At 67.9% G+C, this 6,778-nt stretch carries 6 protein-coding genes; 4 read left to right on the top strand and 2 right to left on the bottom strand.

All coding sequences use genetic code 11. The features are described 5' to 3' along the window. Positions 1–498 precede the first annotated feature (498 nt). Positions 499–1,971, top strand: a complete 1,473-nt coding sequence (locus ACLNEE_RS14915; RefSeq protein ID WP_411423708.1) for a glycoside hydrolase 100 family protein — start codon at positions 499–501, stop codon at positions 1,969–1,971. 109 nt (positions 1,972–2,080) lie between these two features. Here ACLNEE_RS14915 and petD read toward each other — a convergent pair whose 3' ends face one another. Then, positions 2,081–2,563 (bottom strand): cytochrome b6-f complex subunit IV, encoded by a 483-nt coding sequence (petD, locus tag ACLNEE_RS14910; RefSeq protein WP_411423707.1) that lies wholly within the window; start codon positions 2,561–2,563, stop codon positions 2,081–2,083. 85 nt (positions 2,564–2,648) lie between these two features. After that, positions 2,649–3,320 (bottom strand): cytochrome b6, encoded by a 672-nt coding sequence (gene petB / locus ACLNEE_RS14905; protein ID WP_411423706.1) that lies wholly within the window; start codon positions 3,318–3,320, stop codon positions 2,649–2,651. A gap of 50 nt (positions 3,321–3,370) precedes the next feature. Here petB and ctpZ point away from each other — a divergent pair, with 50 nt between their 5' ends. Genes ctpZ through ACLNEE_RS14890 form a run of 3 tightly spaced genes read left to right on the top strand, consistent with a single transcriptional unit; the run spans position 3,371 to position 6,680 of the window. After that, positions 3,371–4,687, top strand: coding sequence for a carboxyl-terminal processing protease CtpZ (ctpZ, locus tag ACLNEE_RS14900; RefSeq protein ID WP_411423705.1), 1,317 nt, complete (start codon positions 3,371–3,373; stop codon positions 4,685–4,687). Continuing rightward, a complete protein-coding gene (locus ACLNEE_RS14895; protein WP_411423704.1) occupies positions 4,684–5,925 on the top strand; it encodes an HD domain-containing protein in 1,242 nt (413 codons plus the stop codon). The genes ctpZ and ACLNEE_RS14895 overlap by 4 nt, the downstream gene beginning before the upstream one ends. Beyond that, positions 5,925–6,680, top strand: coding sequence for a septum site-determining protein MinC (locus ACLNEE_RS14890; RefSeq protein WP_411423703.1), 756 nt, complete (start codon positions 5,925–5,927; stop codon positions 6,678–6,680). Before ACLNEE_RS14895 ends, ACLNEE_RS14890 begins: the two co-directional genes overlap by 1 nt. The last annotated feature ends 98 nt before the right edge of the window (positions 6,681–6,778 follow it).

Here is a 6,778-nt window from a genome sequence, read left to right as displayed (position 1 = left end):
CTCTCGTGAGAAGACACCCCCTGCTCGCGTGGCAGCACCAGTCGCTTGTTTCTTTTGACGGGACCTCACACCTTCACTGCTCGTTCGTCACGTCCATCCCCACAACAGCGGTCTCACCACCAGGCAGCTCCAGCCTCTCAGCCTTCGCCCACTCAGCAGCTCCTCCCCTGTTCCAGGAACCCCGTGACGCAGTGAAAGCGTCAGTTCCTAAACGTTTCGGTTGTCCAGGTTCTGCCTCCTCCACCCCGGTTCCCCGGAGCTCTCGGTGGCCGTCGCCTCCCGGCGACCCAGAAAACTTACAACACCGTTCGGCTCGCGCCTCCTGATCCCGTAAGCCCCGCTAACCCCTCAGCTTTCGCTCGGGGGCGCAGTCCAATAACTTACCACACTCCAGGCAGCAGCCCTGCGCGGACCCGATCAACGGGGCAAGAGCTGACCACACCCCTGATGCTGCCTAGCTTCTGGGAGCCGGGCCGGTGGGCCCAAGCCAGGGGATCGATGGCACCGCAGTTCAGCCAGGGGCAGCTCCGGGTACGGCCCAGTTCCCGGGAGGAGGCGGTGGTGGCCAGTGCCCGGGAGCACTTCGAGCGCACCCTGGTGCGGGTGAACGGCACCCTGGTGGGGTCGGTGGCGGCTCTGGAACACCCCCGCAAGAGCCATGAAGCCAACTACGGCGAGGTGTTTCTGCGGGACAACGTGCCCGTGATGCTTTACCTGCTGTTACAGGGACGCCACGAAATCGTGCGGAACTTCCTCAGCGTCTGCCTGGACCTGCAGAGCACCAAGTACCAGACCCGTGGGGTCTTCCCCACCAGCTTCGTGGAGGAGAACGGACAGCTGCTGGCCGACTACGGCCAACGCTCGATCGGCCGGATCACCTCGGTGGACGCCAGCCTGTGGTGGCCGGTGATCTGCTGGCTCTACGTCAAGCGGAGTCAGGACGTGGAGTTCGCCACCAGCCAACGGGTGCAGCGGGGGGTGCAGTTGCTGCTCGACCTGGTGCTCCACCCGACCTTCGAGGGCACACCCGTGCTGTTCGTGCCGGACTGTGCCTTCATGATTGATCGCCCCATGGACGTCTGGGGAGCCCCGCTGGAGGTGGAGGTGCTGCTGTACGGCTGCCTGCGCAGCTGCTGCAACCTCATGGAGCTGGCCCAGGCGAGTTCGATGAGCCGGCTGCTGGATCAGCGCCTCGGCCTCACCCGCCAGTGGCTGCATGACCTGCGCTCGTTCCTCCTCAAGCACTACTGGGTGACGAGCAAGACCATGCAGGTGCTGCGGCGCCGGCCGACCGAGCAGTACGGCGATCAGCAGCATGAAAACGAGTTCAACGTGCAGCCCCAGGTCATTCCCCCCTGGCTGCAGGACTGGCTGGAGAACCGCGGCGGCTACCTGATCGGCAACATGCGGACCGGGCGTCCCGATTTCCGCTTTTACAGCCTGGGCAACTCCCTGGCCTGCCTGTTCGGCCTGCTGACCGCACCCCAGCAACGGGCACTGTTCCGCCTGGTGCTGCACAACCGGGCCGATCTGATGGCCCAGATGCCGATGCGGATCTGCCATCCGCCGATGGAGGACATCGAATGGCGCAACAAGACCGGCTCCGATCCCAAGAACTGGCCCTGGAGCTACCACAACGGGGGGCACTGGCCGAGCCTGCTCTGGTTCCTCGGGGGGGCGATCCTGCTGCACGAACAGCAGCACCCGGAGGCTGACCTGCTGTTGATGGGCCAGATGAAGGCGATGCTCGAGGAGTGCTACTGGAGCCAGCTCAACCAGCTGCCAAGGCAGCAATGGGCGGAATACTTCGACGGCCCCACCGGCACCTGGGTGGGCCAACAGGCCCGCACCTACCAGACCTGGACCATCGTGGGCTTTCTGCTGCTGCATCACCTGCTCCGGGTGAAGCCGCAGGATGTGACCCTGCTGGATCTGGATCCCGAGCGGGCCCCGGGACTGTTCCGCCGCTGAGCTGCAGGGTTGATGGCCTCAGCTGGGGCTGGCACAAAAAAAACCGCGGCCATCGGCCGCGGTGGAAGCTTGGTGAACGGGGATCAGCGCGCCGGGAGGCAGGAGCCGATCAGAAGAGACCGAGGGTCAGGGACTTGTCGATCGGGAGAGCTGCACCGATGCCGAGGTAGATGGTGAAGACGGTGCCGAACAGGAAGACCGCCATCGCCACGGGACGGCGGAACGGGTTCTGGAACTTGTTAAAGCTCTCGATGAAGGGAACCAGCATCAGGCCAAGCGGGATCATGGTCTGCAGGGCGATCCCCAGAAGCTTGTTGGGAACGACGCGCAGGATCTGGAAGACCGGATAGAGGTACCACTCGGGCAGGATCTCCAGCGGTGTGGCGAAGGGATCGGCCTTGTCGGCCAGCATCGCCGGATCCAGCACCGCGAGGCCCACGATGCAGCCGATGGTCCCCAGGATCACCACCGGGAACATGTAGAGGAGGTCGTTGGGCCAGGCGGGCTCGCCGTAATAGTTGTGGCCCATCCCCTTGGCCAGCTTGGCGCGGAGGGCGGGATCGGTGAGGTCAGGCTTCTTGAGGATGTGCATGGCGTCTGGCCGGGCGCAGGGATCGCTGAATGGAGAAGAGGCTAAAGGCCTCGGATCGGGACTGATGAACGAAGGTGTCGAAGGGTCACAAGGGACCGGAGATGCCCTGCTTGCGGATCATCAGGAAGTGCATGAGCATGAACACCGCCAGCAGCCAGGGCATCACAAAGGTGTGCAGGCTGTAGAAGCGGGTCAGGGTCGACTGGCCGACGGACTCACCGCCGCGGAGCAGTTCCACCATGAAGTCGCCGACCACGGGAACGGCCGCGGGAACGCCGGAGACGATCTTGACGGCCCAGTAACCCACCTGATCCCAGGGGAGGGAATAGCCGGTGACGCCAAAGGAGACGGTGATCACAGCCATGGTCACACCGGTGACCCAGGTGAGCTCCCGGGGGCGCTTGAAGCCGCCGGTGAGGTACACGCGGAAGACGTGCAGGATCAGCATCAGCACCATCATCGAGGCGCTCCAGCGGTGCACGGAGCGGATCAGCCAGCCGAAGCTGACGTCGGTCATCAGGTACTGGACGGAGGCATAGGCCTCGGTGACGGTCGGCTTGTAATAGAACGTCATCGCGAAGCCGGTCGCGAACTGGATCAGAAAGCAGACCAGCGTGATCCCGCCAAGGCAATAAAAAATATTGACGTGGGGGGGCACGTACTTGGCCGAGATGTCGTCGGCAATGGCCTGGATCTCGAGGCGCTCCTGGAACCAGTCGTAGACCGGGGACGACTTTCCAGCAGGAGTGTTCGCCATGCAGCTGGGTGGTTTGGTTGCGAGAGTCTACGCAACGCCTCGAAGCCTCCGTGAGCACTGAACGCCCGTCGTTCCTGCCGTCCAGGCCACCGGCCCCCCCGGCAGCCCGCCGGGCCTGGAACGGCCGTGGATCCCAGCTGCTGGCCCTGCTGCTCTGTGTCGCCCTGCTGCTGGGGGCCCCTGCGGCCCTGGCCCTCAGCGATGCGCAGCAACTGGTGGTGGAAGCCTGGCGCCTGGTCAACCAGAGCTACGTGGATCCGCAGCGGTTCGAGGCGGTGCACTGGCGGCGCCTGCGCCAGAAAGCCCTGGAGCGTCCGATCTCCAGCTCCGACGATGCCTATGACGCCATCGAGGCGATGCTTGCTCCGCTGGGGGACCCCTACACCCGCCTGCTGCGTCCGGCCGACTACGCCAACCTGCGCTCCAGCACCCAGGGCAGCGTGAGCGGCGTGGGGCTGCAGATCGGCCTGCAGGACAGCGACCAGACGAGCAGCGACCAGAGGACCAGCGACCAGAGAATCGTGGTGATCGCCCCCCTGGACGACTCCCCAGCCGCCGAGGCCCAGGTGGCCAGCGGCACCGAGCTGCTGCAGGTGGACGGCAAGGACGCCATGGGCCTCGGCCTGGAGGGCACGGCGGCGGCCCTGAGGGGCCCCTCCGGCAGCCAGGTGCTGGTCACCGTGAACGGCGGCGATGGGCCCCGAGAGCTCGTGCTGGAACGGCGCCAGGTGGACCTCAGGCCGGTACGCAGCCGACGCCTGCGGCTGGACGGGCACACCATCGGCTACCTGCGGGTGACCCAGTTCGCGGAGCCCGTTCCGGAGCAGGTGAAGCAGGCGCTGCAGGATCTGGTCGCGCAGGACATCGAGGGGCTGATCCTCGATCTGCGCAACAACTCCGGCGGCCTGGTCAGTGCGGGGCTGGCCGTGGCGGACCAGCTGCTCGACAGCCGACCGATCGTCGAGACCGAGGACCGCGGGGGCCTGAGCTCGCCGCTGCAGGCCGGTCCAGGCCTGCTCTACAGCGGTCCGATGCTCACCCTGGTGAACGGCGGCACCGCCAGTGCGAGCGAAATCCTGGCCGGGGCCCTGCAGGACAACGGGCGATGCGAGCTGGCCGGCGCCCGCACCTTCGGCAAGGGACTGATCCAGACCCTGATCTCGCTGGGGGACAACAGCGGTCTGGCCGTGACCGTGGCCCGTTACCTCACCCCCAGCGGGCGCGACATTCAGAACCAGGGCATCGCGCCGGACCACCTCCTCCCGGCGCCGGAACCCCTCAACCCCGGTGGCGACGGCGACAGCTGGCTGGATGAGGCCGCCCATCTGCTGCTGGGACGGTTGGTGCAGCCGGACGTGCAGGCATGACCGAGCGCTCGTATCACGATCCCCTCCATGGCGCGATCCGGCTGGACGACAGAGACCCGGCCGAAGCGCTGGCGATCGCGCTGATCGACACGGCTCCCTTCCAGCGCCTGCGGCGCATTCGTCAGCTCGGCCCTGCCTTCCTCACCTTCCACGGAGCCGAGTTCAGCCGGTTCACCCACTCGCTGGGGGTGCTCGAGCTGGCCCGCCTCGCCCTGCGGAATCTGGAACGGCACCATCCCCAGCTGGCCGAGCATCGCGCCGTGCTCTATGCCGCGGCGCTCCTGCACGATGTGGGGCACGGGCCGCTCAGCCACTCCGGCGAGGAGATGTACGGCCTGCAGCACGAAGCCTGGTCCGGGCGCCTGGTTCGGGACCACCCCGCCCTGCGCGGACCGATGGAGGCCCTGGCCCCCGGCACCGCCGAGGCCGTGGCCGACCTGCTGGAGCATGGCCGCCACCCCAGCCCGGCGATCAAGGCCCTGGTGAGCAGCCAGCTCGACTGCGACCGGCTCGACTACCTGCTGCGGGACAGTTACAGCACCGGGACCAGTTACGGCCGACTGGACCTCCAACGCATCCTGGCGGCGCTCACCCTGGCGCCGGACGGAACCCTGGCCCTGCATCCCAAGGGACTGATGGCCGTGGAGCACTACCTGGTGGTCCGCAACCTGATGTACCGCAGTGTCTACAACCACCGGCTGAACGTGGTCTGCAACTGGCTGCTCTGCCGGGTGATCCAGGTGGCGCGCCGTCTGGGGCCGCAGCTGGTCTGGGCCGACGGCGTGATGGCCCAGTGGCTCTGGGATCAACAGGATCTGGATCTGGAGACCTACCTCGCCAACGACGACATCCGCACCGGCTACCACCTCGAGCGCTGGATGGAGGAGGCTCCAGCCGAACTGGCCGAGCCCTGCCGAAGGCTGCTGCAGCGGCGCCTGCTGAAGGCCACCGACGTGAGTCTCCACGCTCCCGCCCGTCGGCTGGAGCTGCTCGCCCTGGCGCGGCAGCTGGCCGAAGCCGAGGGCTTCGCCGCCGATGGCTGCTGTGCTCTGCAGCAGCGTCAGAGCCGGGGCTACCACGCCTATGCGGGCGGGCTTCGCCTCTGGGACGGCCGGCACCTCCAGGCCCTGGAGCAGAGGTCAGCCCTGGTGCGCAGCCTGAGCCAACCGGTGGAGCTGGCCTGGCTGATCCATCCCGCCGAGGTGGCCCCTAAGTTGCGGCATCGCATCGAGGTCTGATGACCCTTTCGCCGCTCGGCGCCGTCCTCATGCCCGCCAACCGGCTCGGGGAACGGCACGTGCTGGCGCTGCCGGGGGCCAGCCCCGAGCAACGGGCCCTCGACCTGGTGGAACGGTCGCTGGACGCGGCCGCGCTGCTGCATCCCACGCTGGCCCGCGGGGGCCTCGAGCTCCAGGCCTCGGACTGGTGGCTGCCGGTGCGGGAGCTGCGGGCGATCGCCTCACGGCTGACAGCCGCCGGCCTGTCTCTGGAGGCGATCCGAAGCAGCGACCCGCGCACCCTGGTGGCGGGCGCGGTCCTGGGCCTGGACACCCATCGCGGCGGCAGCGGGGATCCGCCGCCACCGCCTGCCACTCGCCCTGCCACTCTCCCCGCCACACTTCCGGCCACCGGGGACGATCCCTTCCCCCCATCCCTGACCCTGCACCGCGGCACCCTGCGCTCGGGCGATCACCTCCAGAGCGAGGGATCGGTGCTCCTGCTGGGCGACGTCAACCCCGGCGCCCGGATCACCGCCACCGGCCATGTGCTGGTGTGGGGTCGGTTGCGGGGCACGGCCCATGCGGGGAGCCAAGGCGACCGCTCCGCGCGGATCGTCGCCCTGCAGCTGCGCCCGCTTCAGCTGCGGATCGCCACCGCCGTGGCCCGGGGACCGGAGGGCAGCCCGCCTGCCGGACTGGCCGAGCAGGCCAGCCTGGTGGATGGGGTGATCTGTCTGGAGCCGGCCCCACCGACCTGGCCCCTCGGGGGGTGAGGCGGCAGGGGGGAGACCGCTCAGCCACGGCACGCACCCGGGAGAGCGACGGCTCGCGCCCGGGAGGCGGATCCGGGAAATCCCGAGGCTCACACCGT

This window comes from Aphanothece stagnina RSMan2012 (assembly GCF_046764815.1).
Classification (GTDB): Bacteria; Cyanobacteriota; Cyanobacteriia; order PCC-6307; family Cyanobiaceae; genus NIES-981.
The sequence above is the reverse complement of the archived record's forward strand: the minus strand, read 5'-3'. Positions and strand labels throughout refer to the sequence as shown.

Coding starts and splice junctions, on each gene's coding strand:
- petB (WP_411423706.1), bottom strand. CDS start 3,320: ATGGCGAACACTCCTGCTGGAAAGTCGTCCCCGGTCTACGACTGGTTC.
- ACLNEE_RS14890 (WP_411423703.1), top strand. CDS start 5,925: ATGACCCTTTCGCCGCTCGGCGCCGTCCTCATGCCCGCCAACCGGCTC.
- ACLNEE_RS14915 (WP_411423708.1), top strand. CDS start 499: ATGGCACCGCAGTTCAGCCAGGGGCAGCTCCGGGTACGGCCCAGTTCC.
- ACLNEE_RS14895 (WP_411423704.1), top strand. CDS start 4,684: ATGACCGAGCGCTCGTATCACGATCCCCTCCATGGCGCGATCCGGCTG.
- petD (WP_411423707.1), bottom strand. CDS start 2,563: ATGCACATCCTCAAGAAGCCTGACCTCACCGATCCCGCCCTCCGCGCC.